The sequence below is a fragment of the Pseudobutyrivibrio sp. YE44 genome, assembly GCF_900104335.1.
Classification (GTDB): domain Bacteria; phylum Bacillota; class Clostridia; order Lachnospirales; family Lachnospiraceae; genus Pseudobutyrivibrio.
Genome location: NZ_FMXT01000004.1, coordinates 154890 through 172838, shown reverse-complemented (window position 1 = coordinate 172838; position 17949 = coordinate 154890). Strand labels below are relative to the sequence as shown.

The window sequence follows — 17949 nt, the reverse complement described above, 5'->3', positions numbered from 1 at the left end:
GGGTTATTTATGAAAAAGAAAATTGTAAGCGCTGTACTTTGCGCTGCAATGCTCTCTAGCATGTTTGCTGGATGCGGTAAGACAGCAGGCAGCGGCGGAGCAGTTAACAAGGACGGTATCAAGGAGTTTACAGCATTCTTTGCAGTACCAGGTTCAGAAATCAACGACGACAACGAGATTCAGCAGATTATCGCTGAGAAGACTGGCTGCAAGGTTAAGGAGACATGGCTTACAGGTCAGACAGCTGAGGAAGCAGTTGGTACACTTATCGCTGGTGGCGAGTATCCTGACTTCGTTGAAGCTGGTAGTGGTTCAGTTCAGATGTATGAGGCAGGCGCTCTTGTAGCACTTGATGATTACATTGATAAGTATCCAAACATTAAGGAGTACTTTACAGAGCAGGAGTGGGATGCACTTCGTCAGAGCGATGGACATATCTATTGGATTCCACAGTTCTCTAACATCTACGGAGAAGAGCGTGCTTGTACACATAACGATGAAGCATTCTGGATTCAGGCAAGAGTTCTTGAGTGGGCTGGATATCCAAAGATTGAGACAATGGATGAGTACTTCGATCTTATCGAGTCTTACAACAAGGAAAACCCAACAATGGATGATGGTACAGAGAATATCCCTTACACAATCCTTTGTGATGACTGGAGATATTTCTGCTTAGAGAATGCACCAGAATTCCTTGATGGTTATCCAAACGATGGATCAGTTATCGTAGATCCAGATACAATGAAGATTGTTGATTACAACACAACACCAACAGCTAAGAAGTACTTCCAGAAGTTAAACGAGGAGTACAAGAAGGGTATCGTAGATCCTGAGTCATTCACACAGACATATGATGAGTACATTGCAAAGCTTTCTTCAGGTCGTGTACTTGGTATGATCGATCAGTGGTGGGATTTCGCATACACAGCTGAAGATGCTATCAAGTCAGCTGGTCTTGATGAGAAGGGTTGCCAGTATGTTCCACTTCCAATCACAATTGAGAAGGGTATGAAGAACCAGTGGCACAACTCAGGCGGAGTTCTTAATGTTTCTTCAGGTCTTGCAATTACAACATCATGCCAGGATGTAGAGGGTGCACTTCAGTTCGTAAATGACCTTCTTGATCAGGATATTCATGATTTAAGATTCTGGGGTGTTAAGGATGTAGATTACAAGGTTGGCGACGACGGAATGTACTACAGAACACCAGAGATGAGAAAGCAGCAGGCTGATACAGCTTACAAGGCTTCACACGTTTGTTCATACTCATACTTCCCACAGTATTCTGGAACAAGCCGTGATGGTAAGAATGCTATGAAGTCAGACGGACAGGAGCAGGAATTCTTCGATGGTCTTTCAGAGCCAATCAAGAAGTGCTTCGAGGCATATGGAGCTCAGACATACGTAGAGATGCTTGGTACATCAGAAGCTCCAGGTCCATGGTATCCAATGTACACATACTCAAGCACAATGACAACATCTACACCAGGTGGAACAGCTTGGGCTAAGATGGGTGAGATTAAGCACCAGTATCTTCCAAAGGTAGTTATGTCAGAAGACTTTGAGAAGGGCTGGAACGAGTACATGGGCGTATATGAAGAGTGTAAGCCAGAAGACTTCATCTCAGAAATGCAGACAGAGCTCGAGAGAAGAGTTGAAGAAGCTGCTAAGTATGAGGGTGGTTCTAAAAAGAAATAATAATTGTTGAAATACCCATATAGCAGGGCCGGTTCTGCTTGTGCCCTGCTATATTTATATCAAAAATCGGGCGTTTTAAAGTAATTGGGAGGACATTATGACGCAAAAAAAGTCTTTTAACATGGTGGATATAAAGCACCAGAAGATACTTCTTTTCTGGGCAGCAGCAATCACAATCTATGGTATTGTTTTCTATTATGCTCCACTTGTAGGTTGGCTCATGGCATTCCAAAACTATAAGCCAGTTACAGGTCTTTTACATTCAGAGTTTATCGGACTTGGAAAGTTCAAGCTTTTATTCTCAGATGTAACTTTCTTAAGAGTAATTCGTAACACTTTAGCAATGGGTGTTATCAACTTGGCAGTAACCTTCTTCATGGCTATTTTATTTGCTATTCTCTTAAATGAAATGGCTAGCAAGGGCGGAAAGAAAGTAGTTCAGACAATTTCATATTTACCTCACTTCCTTTCATGGATCATCGTTACAGGTATTCTTCATGATGCTCTTTCGGGAACAGGTATCATCAATACACTTTTAATGCATTTTGGCACAATTTCACAGCCAATCAACTTTTTTGCACATGAAAAATACTTCTGGCCAATTGTTGCTTTCGCTAATGTTTGGAAGGAAACAGGCTGGAATGCAATTATATATTTAGCAGCAATTACTTCTATCGACCCATCACTTTATGAAGCAGCTTCAATCGACGGTGCTGGTAGATGGGCAAAGATTAAGAACGTTACACTTCCAGGAATCAAGCCAACAATTATGATTCTTCTTCTTATGAACGTAGGTAACGTACTTAATGCAGGTTTCGAAATTCAGTACTTACTTGGAAATGGTCTTGTACAGAACGTATCACAGACAATTGATATCTACGTTTTGAAATGGGGTATCAGCCAGGGTGATTACTCAATCGGTACAGCCGCAGGTATTTTCAAGAGTGTTGTTTCTATCATTCTCATTGTGTTCTTCAATCATATTGCTAAGAAACACGGTGAAGAGAGATTATTCTAAGGAGGCGAAGAAAATGGATCAGACAAGTAGTTCACTAGTTAGCTTTGCCGGTACCACCGAAAGTAAGGAGGTAACTAAAGTGAAAGCTAAAAAACGTAAAAAGATTTCAGGCGCTGATTTGGCCTTCAGAATTTGTAACGGACTTTTCATGATTATATTTGTAGTCGTTACACTTTACCCAGTATTAAACACATTAGCTGTTTCTTTAAATGATGGTACAGATGCACTTAGAGGCGGTATCTATTTAATTCCTCGTGTGTTCACTATGAAGAACTATGAAACAGTATTAGCAAAAGATAACCTTGTTACAGGTGCATTCATCACAGTTTCAAGAACAATCCTTGGAACACTCCTTGCACTTGTTACCAACGCAATACTTGCATTTATCGTTAGCCGTAAGAATTTCATCTTCGCTAAGCAGGTATCGTTGTTTTGGGTAATTACAATGTATGTTAATGGCGGATTGATCCCTACATTCCTCCTTTTTAAATCCCTAGGACTTACAAACAGTTTTGCAGTTTACATTATTCCAGGAATGATTTCTGCCTTTAACATGCTTGTTATAAGAACCTACATGCGAGGCATCCCTGACAGCTTGGAAGAGTCTGCACAGCTTGACGGTGCTGGTTACACAACTATTTTCCTAAAGATTATTTCTCCACTATGTAAGCCAGTATACGCAACTGTAGCACTCTTCGTAGCAGTAGGTCAGTGGAACTCATGGTTCGATGCAATGCTTTACAACAGAATGGCTTCTCAGTACACAACCTTACAGTATGAGTTAATGAAGCTCCTTTCTTCAGTTTCAAACCAGAGCTCATCTGCAGAAGCCATGAAGAATGCTGGCGAAGGCTCTGTAACCCCTACCTCTGTCAGAGCTGCAGCCACAATTGTTACAATGTTACCAATCATTTGTATTTATCCATTCCTTCAGAAGTACTTCGTAACAGGACTTACACTTGGTGGCGTTAAAGAGTAATTATGGATTGATTGTGAATGTAAGAATTTTATGGAGTAGATTAATGAGACAGTATAGAAATGTCTTCTTAGAGATTGGAAAATCTCCAGAGGAGATTCAGACTAGAGTAAATAACACATTCAATGAGATATTTTATGGAGCTGACAAATTCTATGAGACTACAGAAGATGGCTCCATGGGATACCTTGTAGACACAGGTAATATAGACACCAGAACAGAAGGCATATCTTACGGTATGATGATGTGCGTTCAGTTGGACAAGAAAAAAGAATTTGATCAGCTTTGGAACTGGGCCATGACAAATATGTACCTTGATGATGGCGAATGCAAAGGATATTTCGCATGGTCAGTTGATCCAAGTGGTCGAAAGAATGCCAATGGTCCAGCACCTGATGGTGAAGAGTTCTTTGCAATGGCACTTATATTTGCAAGTCATCGTTGGGGCGATGGAGAGGGTATCTATAATTACAGCGAAAAAGCTAAAGAGCTTTTAAAGGTTTGCTTACATCACGAAGAGATGTATGGCGGACACAATATGTGGAACGAGGACGGACTTATTAAGTTTGTTCCAGGATTAGAATTTACAGATCCATCATATCACCTTCCACATTTTTATGATTTATTTGCTGAAAACTGCTACGAAGAAGACAAAGAATTGTGGAAAAAATGCGCAGCAGCTTCCAGAGAATATTTAAAGACAGCTTGCCATCCTAAAACTGGACTTTCTCCAGAGTACAGTTATTACGATGGAAAGCCATATCCTGACCACGAGCACTTTGGTGGTCGTCACGACTGGTTCTACAGCGATGCATACAGAACCATAGCAAACATCGGCTTGGACTTCGAATGGGCCGACAAAGACACTGAGTTTGGTACTTGGTGTAAAGCAACAGCAAACAACCTTCAGGAATTTTTCGCTAACCTCCCAGAGGAAGATTCCAGAGGTATCTACGAAATCGACGGAACAGTACTTGAAGGCAAGGCTCTTCATCCAGTAGGCTTGACTGCAACTATCGCCCAGGCGTCTCTTGCAGCGGATGGCCCTCACGCCCTCAAAGCAGTGGAAGACTTTTGGAACACTCCACTTCGTACTGGCGAACGCAGATACTATGATAATTGTTTATACTTGTTTGCAATGCTTGCCCTAAGTGGCAATTATCGTATTTACTAATTAATTTTTCCTTCTTCTTTTTATAGTGATAAGGACTGCCTGGTGGCAGTCCTTATTTGTGTTCTAGGAAGAAACATATAAATCATTTCACAGACAGAACATACAATATGTGTTAAAATGCTATTGAGTTTATTAAAACTTGATAGCATTTTTTGATTAATGGAGGAATTCTTATGGATTACAATTCAAGATATAATGAGTGGTTAGAAAAACTAGCAGATTCAGACCCTTTAAAGGCTGAACTTCAGGCTATAGCAGGCGACGAAAAAGAAAAGGAAGACCGTTTCTATCAGGATCTTTCTTTTGGTACAGCAGGCCTTCGTGGCAAGGTTGGTGCTGGTACAAACCGCATGAATTTCTTTACAGTTGGCAAGGCTACACAGGGTGTTGCTGATTTTATCGTGTCTAAGGGTAAGGAAGCTTGTGAAAAGGGTGTTGTTATTGCACATGACCCTCGTCATTTTTCTAAGGAGTTTTCACAGCTTGCTGCTGGTATTTTTGCAGCAAATGGAATCAAGGTATATTGCTTCCCTGATTTAAGACCAACTCCAGAGCTTGCATTTATGATTAGACGTCTTGGCACAGTTTCTGGTATCAATATTACAGCCAGCCACAATCCAAAGGAATACAATGGCTACAAGGCATATTGGGATGACGGCTGCCAGGTTTCTTCTGAGATTGCTGATGGCATGACAGAGTGCATTAATGCAGTTGATATGTGGTCAGGTATTAAGAAGTCTGATTTTGAAGAGGGGGTTAAGGCTGGAAAGATTATTGTTCTTGGCGAAGAGTATGATAGAGAGTACCTTGATAAGATTGAAGCTCTTGCTATTCACGAGGGTGATGAGCTTGATCTTACAATTCCTCTTGTTTATACACCACTTAACGGTTGCGGTTCTATTCCTTTCCGTCAGATGCTTAATGACAGAGGTTTCTCAAATTGGACTATTGTCCCAGAGCAGGAGAATCCAGACCCAGATTTCAAGACTGTAGGCTATCCAAATCCAGAGGATACAAAGGCATTTAGATTATCAGAGGAATATGGTCGTAAGTTTGGTGCAGAGCTTCTTATGGCTACTGACCCAGATGCAGATAGATTTGCTATCGAGATTCGTGATAGCGAGGGTAACTATGTGCCACTTAATGGTAACCAGACAGGATACTTGCTTGTAAACTATGTTCTTGAGGGACATAAGGATGCCGGCACACTTCCAAGTAAGGGTGCCATGGTTAAGTCTATCGTTACATCAACTCTTTCTACAATCATGGCAAAGGCTTATGGTGTGGAAATGTTTGAAACTCTTACTGGATTTAAGAATATTTGTGGAAAGATTCCTTATCTTCACGATAACGGATATACGTATTTATTTGGTTATGAAGAGTCTGTTGGTTATGCTATCTGTGAGGATATCCGTGATAAGGATGGTATCTCAGCAGGTATGATGGTTGCTGAGGCAGCTGCTTACTATCGCAAGCAGGGCAAGACTCTTTGGGATGTTCTTCAGGAGATTTATGCTAAGTATGGTTTCTTTGCAGAGGATGAGCCAAATATTGTTCTAGAAGGAATTCCAGGTGCACAGCGTATTCAGCGTATGATGAAGTGGTTTAGAGAGAATCTTCCAACAGAGGTTGCTGGTTCAAAGGTAGATAAGGTTATCGATTATATTAATGGATATGAGGATATTCCTGCACAGAATGCAATCCGTATTTTCCTAGAGAATGGTTCTTGGTTTGCAATTAGACCATCTGGTACAGAGCCTAAGATTAAATTCTACTTCTACTCTAACCAGGATAGCAGAGAAAATGCTCTTAATGTAAACGCTCAGATAAAAGAAGAAATATTTGCACTCATTAATTCAGTTGAATAAATCTATTATAAAAGATGGATATTTGATATAAATGTCCATCTTTTTTTCACTATAATGGGCTACAATGAAATACCTATGGAGGATATTTAATGAGTTCAGTTATATTTGATACAGAGAAATTTGCGGCAGTTGCAAGACAGGCAGTTGCTGAGGGAATAGTGTTACTTAAGAATGACAAGGAGGTTCTTCCACTTTCTAGCGGAAGCAATATAGCCTTGTTTGGAAGAACACAATTCAATTATTACAAGAGCGGAACTGGTTCTGGTGGAATGGTAAACACCAAATATGTCACTGGCGTTAGAGAGGCTCTCGAGGCATATGATAGATTCACTTTAAACGAGAAGCTTAAGAATACTTACGATGAGTGGATTAAGGACAATCCTTTTGAAGCTGGTGAGGGATGGGCTTCTGAACCATGGTTCCAAAAGGAAATGCCTATATCCTTAGACCTTGCAAAGGAAGTAGCTGCAAGCTCTGACGTAGCTGTTGTAATCATAGGTCGTACCGCAGGTGAGGATCAGGATAACAGCACTACAGAGGGAAGCTATCTTCTTACAGCAGATGAGTGTCAGATGCTTGAAAATGTTAGAGCTGCCTTTGATAAGATGGTGGTTCTCATTAATGCAGGAAACATCATCGATATGAAGTGGATGGAGGAGTACACCCCTGATGCTGTTCTTTATATTTGGCAGGGTGGTCAGGAAGGCGGAAATGGTGCCTTAGATGTGCTTTCAGGTGATGTTAATCCTTCTGGTCGTCTTACTGATACTATTGCAAAGAACATTGAGGATTATCCTTCTTCACAAAACTTTGGCGGAAGCAAGTGCAATGTTCAGCAGGAAGATATTTATGTAGGTTATAGATATTTTGAGACCTTCGCAAAGGATAAGGTTTTATATCCTTTCGGTTTTGGTTTATCCTACACAGAATTTTCAATTGAGCCTGTAGGTTTTACCTATGGTGAAGAGGAAATTGAATTTGATGTAAAGGTTACAAACAAAGGCTCTCGCAAGGGTAAACAGGTAGTCCAGATTTATGTTTCAAAACCACAGGGCAAGCTTGGCAATCCTGCCAGAGAATTAGTGGGCTTTGGAAAGACAAAGGAACTTCAGCCTGGCGAGAGTGAAACTCTTAATATCGTATTTACGAATTATCAACTAACAAGCTTCGATGACAGCGGTGTGACAGGATATAAAAATGCATACGTAATTGAAGCGGGAGAATATAGCTTCTACATTGGTGACAATGTTAGAACAGCAGAGTTTGCTGCAAGCTTTACTCAGGAGGAAACAGCTTTATTTGAACAGCTTTCTGAGGCACTTGCACCAGTGGTTCATTTTAAGAGAATGAAGCCTGAACTACAGGCAGATGGAAGCTACAAGCTTATCTATGAATCAGTGCCAGTTGCCACTTTAAAGCCTGATAAGCTTAGAAAGGCTGACCTTAAGCCAGAGCTTCCACAAACTGGTGATAAGGGCATTAAGCTAGTGGATGTTTATGATGGAAAGGCTTCAATGGATGATTTCATCGGACAGCTTTCTGATGAAGATCTTTGCTGCATAGTTAGAGGAGAGGGCATGAGCTCTCCTAAGGTTACACCAGGTTGTGCTGGTGCCTTTGGTGGAGTTACAGATTCACTTTTAGAAAAAGGAATTCCTACCGCATGCTGTACGGACGGACCATCAGGTATTCGTATGGACTGTGGCAAGAAGGCTTTTGCTATGCCTAACGGAACATGTCTTGCCTGCGCATGGAATCTGGAGCTTAACGAAGAGCTTTACAACTGGGAAGGCCTTGAGCTTCGCAAAAACAAGATAGATGTTCTTCTTGGACCTGGCATGAATCTCCACAGAAATCCTCTTAATGGACGTAACTTCGAGTACTTCAGTGAAGATCCACTTGTAACAGGAAAGAATGCTGCAATTCAGCTTAAGGGAATGCATAAATATGGCGTTACAGGAACAATTAAGCACTTTGCTTTAAATACACAGGAAACTGGTAGACATACAGTAGAGCATGTGGCATCAGCTCGTGCTATCCGTCAGATTTATCTTAAGGGCTATGAAATTGCTGTTAAGGAAGGAAATGCTCACGCAGTAATGACTACCTACGGTTCTGTCAATGGCTACTACACCGCATCAAGCTATGATTTGGATACTAGAATTTTACGTGAAGAGTGGGGCTTTGACGGCATCATAATGACCGACTGGTGGGCTAAGGGTGGTAAGTCTTATCACGGCAACAATTCCGATATGGCATCTATCATCCGTGCTCAAAATGACTTATACATGGTTACAAGCTCTGCCATTGATAACACCAACAGAGACAACCTCGCCAAGGAGCTTGAGAAGGGCAAAGTCACACGCTTTGAGATTCAGCGTTGTGCAGCAAATATCTGTAAATTCATTATGGAAAAGCCAGTATTTGCTCGTTACATTGAAAGAGGAAATGAGCTTGATGAGCAGCTTGCTTCTGAGGCAGATGATGAAGAACTTGAGTTTGACAAGATGATTGACCTTCGTATAGACGAATCAGGTGTGGCAAATATTAATCCAGCTGACATTAAGACAGCTAGAAATAGCAACAACATGATAACTGTTTCCTTTAAGGAGCGTGGTGACTACAAGCTTACCATGACAGTTCGAGCAAATGCCAAGAGTGAGCTTGCACAGATTCCGCTTAGCATATTCCGTGATAAGCTTCTTGTAAAGATGGTTACACTTACAGGTGAAGACAAAGAATGGCAGACCATTGAGGTACCATTTGATTCTTGTGCCATGACCTTCTTCCTGAAGCTCTACTTCGCACAGGATGGTATGGAAATCAAGGATATCCGCTTCGAGCTCGTAAAGTCTCGTGAAGAAGAGTTCCATAAGCTTTTTGCACGCATGGGCGAAGAATAATCCCCAAAACCCCTCAGCTTCCACTACACGTAGTGGGAGCTGTTTTTATGCCAACTTTTCTTGAGGAGGTAAGTATTTTTTTTAAAGTTGGCATAAAATCCACAGAAAATTCATTATATTGTAGTAGTATAAATTCTAGCTTAGAATGAGATTAGTGTTTATATTTGTAACTAGGATTAGGTGCAGCCAATGACAAAAGAGATTGATGGATTCATTTCCGACCTACCTAAGGGTTGTATAACTGAAACAGATATATATACGGATAGAGGGGTACTTCTGTGTCCAAAGATGACGATTATGGATTCCAAGATGCTTGAAGCTCTTTCCCAGTACAAGGGAAGAATTCACGTAATTGTATCCTATACGCAGCCGGAGACCACGGATGAAACCCCTGAAGAAGATAAATCTGTAACCTTTGAGGATTCATTCAAGAAGTATGCAGAAGAGTCTCTGACTTCAATTTTCAATAACGTAGATGATGTAGACTCTTTGACCTCTGGCGCAAAAGAAATCGGTGAAGAGGTGTTCTCAATCATTGACGACTCAAAGGATCTTTTTATCAATCTTTCTAAATTGAAGGTCAGCGATGAGTATACCTACAAGCATTCAGTTGATGTAGGAACAATGGCTGCTGTGCTTGCTAAAGCCCTTGGTGAATCAAAGGATTTTGTCCATGATGTAACTATTTCGGGGCTTCTTCATGATGTTGGAAAAGAGAAGATTCCTGCTGAAGTAATAAATAAACCTGCCAGGTTGACACCTGAGGAATTTGATATTATCAAGACTCATCCGGTGCATGGCTATAGGCTATTATCTGAGTCTAAAGATATCACGGAAGACATGCGCCAAGGCATCCTAAACCATCATGAGAATGTGGATGGAACGGGTTACCCAAGAGGACTTCTCGGTGATCGAATAGGAAAGATGGGCCAAATCCTATCCATTGTAGATGTGTATGACGCTCTTGTAACAAAACGTTCCTACAAGGAGGCCAAGACTCCAGGACAGGCCATTGAAATTATGTTTACCATGAGCAACAAATTCAACATGGATTATTTCAAATCCTTCCTGTCAGTTATTAATGCCTTCCCAAATGGTTCAGAGGTACTGTTAAGCTCAGGAGAAAAAGCTATTGTAATGCGTCAAAACAAGTCCTATCCTCTACGCCCAGTCATCAAACTGGTAAACACAGGACAGATTGTAAATTTGGCCTCGGACCCAGCCTTCCTTTCTACAGTGATCATGAACTTCGTAAATACGATATAAATTCAGCAGCTCTTTGAATTTACAAAGAGCTGTTTTTTGTAGGGATTATTTTGATGTTATGATACAATATATTTTTGTTAGATTGAGAAAGGGTGAAGCAATATGAAAATTAGAAAAATATTGGCATTACTTTGTGTTGGCAGCCTTTTGATGGCTTGTTCTGTAGAAGAGGAATCAAAAAAAGACAATACACCTGTGGTCAGTGTAGAAAAGTCCAAAAAGGAAGATGACAGTGCTAAGGAACAAGTAAAAAATGTTGAAGATAGCAAAACATATAAAATAGAGCTTGATAATGGTGAGAATGACTTTACTGAGGTGGTAAAATCAGCTAATTCTTTGGAGTATGCTCTAGCCAGCTTTGTATTTGATTTGGATGATAATGGGAAGGAAGAGGCTTTAGTCCTAGAAGGAACTTCAGATGAAGGTGAGGAGTCATATTTGACTGCATATAGGATATGGTTTGTCAATGAAGATAAGGATATTCAAAGTCTTGAGGAGTTAACAAATCCAGGGCCTTTGGAACTTTCCTCAACTCAGGAGATAGGAACATTTTCTGATGAAAAATGTATAAGCATAAATGGTCAAATTGGTATTGATGGTTGGGGCTGTGTTTATTATCTGAAAGATGGAAAGCTAGTGAATGCTGCACCTGATACTTGGCCTAAGGGAAATAAGTATTTTTCTGAGAACGGATTACAATGGACTGTTGAGTTTTATGGAATGAGTATAGAGCCAGAAGAAGGGAAGGAACTTATAGATTCTTTGGCGACGGGACACTGTTATATTCCATATGATTTGTATTGGGGTGACGGCACTTTTAACCTTTATAAGGCCAGCGAGATATCAAAGGAAAAAGCTTCAGAATATGAAGGTCTAAATATAGCTGAAATAGAAGATGGAGCTGTAGCTGTTCAGTACATTCTAAGAGATAACAATGAGTTGGATGTAAATAGAGTTACATTTGATGGAGACTTTTATAGTTTTGAGGCCATGATATATGACATTTCAAATGATGGAAAAACATGTAAACTAAGGAACACTGTTGAGGGATATTTTGCAGTTGATGTAACTGATTATGATGCCTGGGATTTTCTACATAAAGATGAGGCGAATTAAGAAAAAAAGCACTTTAGAATTATTTATAATTCTAGGGTGCTTTTTTCTGGAAAAAGAGGACTTGGCTTGTTGAACTAGATTTTGGGATTTGATAAAATCGTAAAAGTGGAGGTATTGATATGAAATTACTGACATTTGCTGTGCCATGTTACAATTCGGCCAGCTACATGGAACATTGTATTGAAACCTTGCTTCACGGCGGCGAGGATGTAGAAATTATAATTGTTGATGATGGAAGTACAAAGGATAACACAGCCGAGATAGCAGATAGATTGGCAGCTGAGCATCCATCCATTGTTAGGGCGATTCATCAGGAAAATGGGGGACATGGACAGGCCGTTAATACTGGATTAAAGAATGCAACTGGTCTTTTCTTTAAGGTGGTTGATTCTGATGATTGGGTAGATTTAGATGCCTACGACAAAATCCTTAATACACTTAGACTTTCAGTTGAGAATGGCAAGAACCTTGATATGCTCATTTCCAACTTTGTATATGACAAGGAAGGGGCTAGCCATAAAAAGGTTATGTCATATTCCTTCTTCCCTAAGAATAAGTATTTCTCATGGGAGGATACCAGCCATATCCGCAAGGGCCAGTACATACTGATGCATTCTGTTATTTACAGAACAAAGCTACTTAGAGATTGTGGATTGGAGCTTCCAAAGCACACCTTCTATGTGGATAATCTTTATGTTTACTATCCACTGCCTTATGTTAAGACAATGTATTATCTTGATGTGGATTTCTACCGCTATTTTATTGGTAGAGATGATCAGTCTGTAAATGAGAAGGTTATGATTTCTCGTATTGATCAGCAGATTAGAGTCAATAAGCTTATGCTTCAGGCTTATGATTACAAGAACATCAAGGATAAGCATGTTAGAAAATATATGTTTAACTACCTTGAAATGATTACTGTTGTATCCACAGTGCTTTTAATGAAGAGTGGAACCACAGAGAACCAGCAGAAGAGACGTGAGCTTTGGGCTTATATTAAGTCTCATGACTATTATTTATACAGGAAGCTTAGATATGGAGTTATGTGTGCTACCACAAACTTACCTGGTCACGGTGGCAGAGCAATTTCTATCACAGCCTATAAGATCGCACAGAAGGTAGTAGGCTTCAATTAAACGCTGCTTACCTTGGCAGCAGTTTAACCCGTGGATTTAACTAAAAGACACCACCTGCTTTTGTGCATCTTTCAACCGCAAAATTTTATGAAATATTGACTAATACCCGTATGGTAAATATGGGTATTATTTTTTTGCCAAAAATCAGCAGTTCTTGCCACGGAGGTTCAAAACGGTACTTAAGTGATTTACTATATCATTTGGGCACATTATGCATTTTCAGTAGTAGAAAGTCATAATGTGTAACATTTCGTAAGGTATTAAGTTTTACGGAAAGGGAGTTCGAGTATGATGAGAAAGATACCAAAGCTAAACAAGGTTTTAGCGCTAGTACTAGTGTTGGTATTATTTGCGTCAGCTTCAGTTGGTGTATATGCCGATGAATCGGATGGACAGCCAGCTGCAACTGAATCAGTGGATAATGCGAACGATGATGGGACAGATTCAGGTGATGAAGGTGGCACAGAAGATGGCACCTCTGCTGGTGATGCTTCAGTCCAGAATGCTGAAACAAATTCAGGTAATCAGCAATTAGATAATGCTGAACCTACACCAGGTGGAGATGCTCTGAAAAAGGATGATTCTGAGCAGCCAAAGGGTACAGAAGATGACAAAACTATAACTGACCCGGAAACACCTACCGCAGGTCCAGATGAAGAGTCCAAGTCTGACGGTAAAGAAGATGAAAAAGACAAAGCCGAAGATGGAAAGTCTGATGATGTGGACAGGGACAAAGATAAAGACAAAGACGATAAAGACAAGGATGCTGAGGAAGAGCATCCTACAAAGTATGAGTCTAATGATAATGGCACACATAAAGTCCTTGAGTGGGATGAGGAAAAAGGCGAGTACGTAGTTAAAGTCGAAGATGAAGAGTGCCAGTACGATGAAGACGGAGTCTGCTCAAAGTGTAAGCATGTGGACGAGTCTAAAAAGACAAAGAAGGACGAAACTTCTGAAGAAAAAAAGGAAATAACTAAGACAGCAGAGTTTAACGGCTTTACTATTGAAGCAACCTATCCAAAGACAGCTTTTGATGAAGAGGAAGATAAGCTGGAGTTTTATGTTGGAGAGGTTAACGAGTCAGTTGTCGAAGCGCTTGAAAAGCAATTTGAAAATCAAGACGAGGTAACAGACCCGATATTAACAGCCTTTGAAATCGAATTTAGAAATAAAGATGGCAAGGTTAATCCTAAGGAAAAGGTAAAGATTTCTATCAAGACCTTTGATTATATTCCAAAGAATGTAATCCATGTTGAGGGCGAAGATTACAAGACTATTAACTTTTCAATTGAGAAATTTGATGATGAAAAGTATGGTATAACCTTCGAATCAGCAACCTTCTCTCCATTTATTGTTATGGGCTATGATGATGGAACCAAGATGGATGATGTTAATTCAGATGGAATCCTTTATGGCTCAACTGAAAAGGATACAAAGAGAAGTCCTTACGGATTCGCATATACGAATGAAAGCCATTTAAGTAAGAACTATTATATAAATCAAATTGAAAAAGACTATGCAGCACTTAAGCTTACACACTGCAACACCAGTGGAAAGTACGCTGATATAGCTCCTGGTTCAAACAGCTATTTTGTATACGAAAATGAAAAGATTACATTAAATCTTTTTGCACCAGAGAATTACTATATTCAATCAGTTGCCTTAAAAAATGGAGAAACTATTTATAGTGATGATGGTGCTAGACTTACAGAGTTGAAGGATAAAGAAATCACTCTTAAGAAGTTTGGTGTTCACAAGCAGGTTAATGAAATCGTTATTAACCTTCAGGTTATTCCAATTGAAAAAGATGGAAGTGAAACTACTATTGCAAGTGGAGCAACCCTTATTAATTATAAGGATTCACAAACAGGCACAGTAAACTATCTTAAGGCATTTGGTGATACCTTCTACTTTAACCATGGTAATGAGACCGGTAGCAACAAATGTAATTACGGCAAGGTATATCAGGGATTAGCTTCTAACACATATGATATTGATACAAATACCTTCAAGCTTGCATCTGGAAATACAACACCATTATTCCCAGATTCAGATGAACCAACTTATGTGATGAACGGAGGTTATCATCCAAACGTAGGAGTATCTTTCTTTAAGGATAAGGACGGATATTGGACAATAGATAGTGCTTCTACTAGATATGCCATTGTAAAAGAAGATGATCAGGAAGTATTAAAACCAGTTGATGGTGAGAAATCCTTTAGACCATTTGGTGATGACAACCATTTTGCTATGGCTTTACCTATTAAGTTTAGTGTAAGCAATGGTGGAAAGAATGAAGATGGTAAGGATACAATCTTCAAGTTCTCTGGTGATGATGATGTATTCGTTTACATTGATGGAAAGCTTGTACTTGATATCGGTGGTATCCATGATGCCATGAAGGGACAGATTAATTTCGCAACTGGCGAAATCCTTATTCAGGGTGATCATGATAGCGTTCTTACATCAAGTGTTAATGGAAGCTGCTATGCAAAGAAGGGCATAGAAGATACAAATCTTTACAGTGTATTTGATAAGAGCAAGTTCTTTGATAAGGAACACGATTTAACAGTTATCTATTTTGAGAGAGGTGCAAGTCGTTCAAATTGTAGAATCAGCTTTAACTTCAACAAGACAGAAGAAGTTAACGTTGAGTATGAAGGCTTTAAGAATAAGGCTGATGGAAAGACAAAGCTTGAAGGTGCAAAGTTTGCACTTTACGAGGATGAGGCATGCAAGAATCCTGCTATGATTGGAACATCTCCAGCAGAGGCAGTTTCAGATGCCGACGGTACAATCAAGTTTGCTGGTCTTTCAGCAGGCGTTCTTAAAACAAACAAGCACCAGACTTCAAAGACCTATTACATGAAGGAGGTGCAGGCGCCTACTGGTTACGTAACACCAGAGAACGCTATATGGAAGCTTGTTGCAAAGGCTGAAAGAATAGATGGCAAGGTTGAACATACTTCAGTGCTTACAGCTGTTACAGACGAAGCTAAGGAACTTTCTATTGGTGATGATGAAAAGGTAACAGCTATTAAGAACGAAAATGCTAAGCCTGGTAAGCTTAAGATTACTAAGAAGCTTGATTCTTATTACAAGACAGGTGGAACAGCAACCTTCGTATTTGAGGTTTACTACAAGGTTGGTAATGATGAATTTAGTAATGTTTATCCATTAGACTTTACTAATCCTGGAACAAAGTCAACAGAAGAGATTGAGATTCCTGCAGGAGCTGAGGTAACAATTACAGAGATTTATGATGGTGCTACCTACAAGCTTACAAAGATTGACGCAGGCACAGGTTCAGTTGACTTAGAAAAGAAGTTAGCAAAGGTTACTATAAAGTCTGAAGAAACCTCTCAGGTTAAGTTTGAGAATGATTACAATGGCAAGGATATCTTCCAGAGTATCAGCATTACAAACGTATTTGAAAAGGTTCAGCAGGTTGTAGACGGAATCCGTTACAAGTTTAAGGAAGCTATTAGGGGAGGTGTACAGTAATGATTAATAAGAAATATGTATTAATTGCTGCTACAGTCCTTATGCTTGGCGCAGTAGCTGTAAGGCCAGCAATGGCATTCTTGACAGATACCCACGAGACAAATGGTATTGGTACAATCCATCTCAATGAGGGACAGATAAAGATAGTTCCTTATGAAGATGTAAAAAAAGATACAAAGATAATTAAGATTAAAAATGAAGGCGACTTACCTGTATATGTTCGTGTAAAGGTCTTCGGTGGAAGAACACACGCACTTATACTTGATACAGAAAAATCTGTAGATTGGACTCAGGTTTCAAATGCAGATGGCACTGCTTGTTTTGAATATGGAAAGCTTCTTCCTGTAGGAGAAACCACCACAGAGGTTTACGTTAAGATTGATGATTCTAAAGAATCAGCTGAGACCTTTAACGTAGTAGTTGTTGGTGAAGCTACCGCAAACACAAAGGAAGAGGGGACTCCTGATTGGGAGAAAACGCTTCCAAATTCTGTACCAGCCCAAGCAGATGACAATGGACAAGGAGGTGGCCGCTAATGATTAAGATAAAGAATCCTTTATTTGTATTAGCAGCAGGACTTCTTCTTGTTGCAGGTTCAACTTTTGGTGTAGTTACCACCACTTCAGCTCAGAAGGCTGACGGAGCAAAGGTTGAAGGCGTGGCATTTAGCACAGCTAAAATCAGTGTTATGCTTGAGGAAAATCAAAGCACAGATGAAACACCAGATTTCAAAAAAGTAGCTTGGATGGATGCTGAGGGCAATACAGAGAGTAGTGATTTGAAGTTTACAAACCTCGATCACATTACTCCAGGTGAAACCTATGAAGAGGATGTTAGAGTTGTAAACGATTCTGATTATCCAGAATATGTCCGAGTGGTTGTTAGAAAGTATTGGCTTAAAGGGTCTGATAAGGATTCATCTATTGATCCAGAAATCATTCAGCTTCACAAGACTGGTGAGTGGATTGAGCAGGATTCAACCTCTGGTGAGGAAGTAATCTATTATTACAAGAAGCCACTTAACAAAGGTGAAAAGGCACAGTTCATAAATGGTATTTCCTTTGACGAAGCCATTGGTAAGATAAAGGAAAAAACAGCTTTCGAGTATGATGTGCCAGAAGGAAAAGTAATCGAAAGCAAGACAACCTATGAATATGATGGAAAACAGTTCAAGGTTGAAATGAGAGTTGATTCAGTTCAGGCAAGTAGTGCAGATCAAGCAATATTTGCTGCATGGGGAGTTGAACCTGAATTCTCAGGGGACACACTTACAGGTGTAAAGTAGGG

General features: G+C 39.9%; 12 protein-coding genes. All 12 read left to right on the top strand.

Annotated features, from left to right (window positions below):
• Positions 1-9 precede the first annotated feature (9 nt).
• The 12 genes from BLR54_RS08530 to BLR54_RS08475 all read left to right on the top strand — a co-directional run bounded on the left by BLR54_RS08530 (position 10) and on the right by BLR54_RS08475 (position 17947).
• On the top strand, positions 10-1698 hold the full coding sequence (locus BLR54_RS08530; RefSeq protein ID WP_090419560.1) for an extracellular solute-binding protein: 1689 nt from the start codon (positions 10-12) through the stop codon (positions 1696-1698).
• 97 nt (positions 1699-1795) lie between these two features.
• Entirely contained in the window at positions 1796-2716 is a 921-nt protein-coding gene (locus BLR54_RS08525) for an ABC transporter permease (protein WP_090419558.1), read from the top strand.
• Between the two features lie 13 nt (positions 2717-2729).
• On the top strand, positions 2730-3695 hold the full coding sequence (locus BLR54_RS08520) for a carbohydrate ABC transporter permease (RefSeq protein ID WP_090419555.1): 966 nt from the start codon (positions 2730-2732) through the stop codon (positions 3693-3695).
• 43 nt (positions 3696-3738) lie between these two features.
• Positions 3739-4866 carry a glycosyl hydrolase family 8 gene (locus tag BLR54_RS08515; protein ID WP_090419552.1) on the top strand — a complete coding sequence of 376 codons (1128 nt, stop codon included), beginning with the start codon at positions 3739-3741 and terminating at the stop codon, positions 4864-4866.
• A 173-nt stretch (positions 4867-5039) separates the two neighbouring features.
• Positions 5040-6734, top strand: a complete 1695-nt coding sequence (locus BLR54_RS08510; RefSeq protein ID WP_090419549.1) for a phospho-sugar mutase — start codon at positions 5040-5042, stop codon at positions 6732-6734.
• Between the two features lie 89 nt (positions 6735-6823).
• On the top strand, positions 6824-9637 hold the full coding sequence (locus tag BLR54_RS08505) for a glycoside hydrolase family 3 protein (protein WP_090419546.1): 2814 nt from the start codon (positions 6824-6826) through the stop codon (positions 9635-9637).
• Between the two features lie 189 nt (positions 9638-9826).
• On the top strand, positions 9827-10903 hold the full coding sequence (locus tag BLR54_RS08500) for an HD-GYP domain-containing protein (RefSeq protein WP_090419544.1): 1077 nt from the start codon (positions 9827-9829) through the stop codon (positions 10901-10903).
• A 102-nt stretch (positions 10904-11005) separates the two neighbouring features.
• Complete coding sequence (locus BLR54_RS08495; protein ID WP_090419540.1) at positions 11006-12019, top strand: hypothetical protein; 1014 nt, start codon at positions 11006-11008, stop codon at positions 12017-12019.
• Between the two features lie 119 nt (positions 12020-12138).
• Positions 12139-13155 carry a glycosyltransferase family 2 protein gene (locus tag BLR54_RS08490; protein WP_090419538.1) on the top strand — a complete coding sequence of 339 codons (1017 nt, stop codon included), beginning with the start codon at positions 12139-12141 and terminating at the stop codon, positions 13153-13155.
• Between the two features lie 288 nt (positions 13156-13443).
• Positions 13444-16662, top strand: a complete 3219-nt coding sequence (locus BLR54_RS08485; protein WP_090419535.1) for a SpaA isopeptide-forming pilin-related protein — start codon at positions 13444-13446, stop codon at positions 16660-16662.
• Positions 16662-17198, top strand: coding sequence for a hypothetical protein (locus BLR54_RS08480; protein WP_090419532.1), 537 nt, complete (start codon positions 16662-16664; stop codon positions 17196-17198). The genes BLR54_RS08485 and BLR54_RS08480 overlap by 1 nt, the downstream gene beginning before the upstream one ends.
• On the top strand, positions 17198-17947 hold the full coding sequence (locus tag BLR54_RS08475; protein WP_090419529.1) for a hypothetical protein: 750 nt from the start codon (positions 17198-17200) through the stop codon (positions 17945-17947). The genes BLR54_RS08480 and BLR54_RS08475 overlap by 1 nt, the downstream gene beginning before the upstream one ends.
• Positions 17948-17949 lie beyond the last annotated feature (2 nt).

Excerpts from the sequence above, each read along its gene's own strand:
- BLR54_RS08520 (WP_090419555.1), top strand. The coding sequence starts at position 2,730 with ATGGATCAGACAAGTAGTTCACTAGTTAGCTTTGCCGGTACCACCGAA.
- BLR54_RS08525 (WP_090419558.1), top strand. The coding sequence starts at position 1,796 with ATGACGCAAAAAAAGTCTTTTAACATGGTGGATATAAAGCACCAGAAG.
- BLR54_RS08510 (WP_090419549.1), top strand. The coding sequence starts at position 5,040 with ATGGATTACAATTCAAGATATAATGAGTGGTTAGAAAAACTAGCAGAT.
- BLR54_RS08485 (WP_090419535.1), top strand. The coding sequence starts at position 13,444 with ATGATGAGAAAGATACCAAAGCTAAACAAGGTTTTAGCGCTAGTACTA.
- BLR54_RS08490 (WP_090419538.1), top strand. The coding sequence starts at position 12,139 with ATGAAATTACTGACATTTGCTGTGCCATGTTACAATTCGGCCAGCTAC.
- BLR54_RS08475 (WP_090419529.1), top strand. The coding sequence starts at position 17,198 with ATGATTAAGATAAAGAATCCTTTATTTGTATTAGCAGCAGGACTTCTT.
- BLR54_RS08505 (WP_090419546.1), top strand. The coding sequence starts at position 6,824 with ATGAGTTCAGTTATATTTGATACAGAGAAATTTGCGGCAGTTGCAAGA.
- BLR54_RS08500 (WP_090419544.1), top strand. The coding sequence starts at position 9,827 with ATGACAAAAGAGATTGATGGATTCATTTCCGACCTACCTAAGGGTTGT.
- BLR54_RS08515 (WP_090419552.1), top strand. The coding sequence starts at position 3,739 with ATGAGACAGTATAGAAATGTCTTCTTAGAGATTGGAAAATCTCCAGAG.
- BLR54_RS08480 (WP_090419532.1), top strand. The coding sequence starts at position 16,662 with ATGATTAATAAGAAATATGTATTAATTGCTGCTACAGTCCTTATGCTT.
- BLR54_RS08530 (WP_090419560.1), top strand. The coding sequence starts at position 10 with ATGAAAAAGAAAATTGTAAGCGCTGTACTTTGCGCTGCAATGCTCTCT.
- BLR54_RS08495 (WP_090419540.1), top strand. The coding sequence starts at position 11,006 with ATGAAAATTAGAAAAATATTGGCATTACTTTGTGTTGGCAGCCTTTTG.